Annotated in this window: 1 protein-coding gene; it reads right to left on the reverse strand. The window is 65.0% G+C overall.

Features of this window, described 5'->3' with window-relative positions; translation table 11 throughout:
• On the reverse strand, positions 1–240 hold a 240-nt coding region (locus FVS66_RS01650; protein WP_149179145.1), incomplete at both ends, for a hypothetical protein.

Raw genomic sequence — 240 nt, forward strand, 5'->3', positions numbered from 1 at the left:
ACCTGACCCGTCAGATTCCGGAACGCCGTATTGACCGAATCCGTCAGATCCTTCCACGTACCCGCCGCGCCCGGCACCTGGGCCTGGCCCCCGAGCCGGCCCTCGACGCCCACTTCCCGCGCCACACGCGTCACTTCGGAACCGAAGGCGGAGAGCTGATCCACCATCGTGTTGACGGTGTTCTTCAACTCCAGCATCTCACCGGCCACATCGACCGTGACCTTCTGCGACAGATCGCCG

Source organism: Streptomyces sp. TRM49041 (genome assembly GCF_008271805.1).
Taxonomy (GTDB): Bacteria; Actinomycetota; Actinomycetes; order Streptomycetales; family Streptomycetaceae; genus Streptomyces.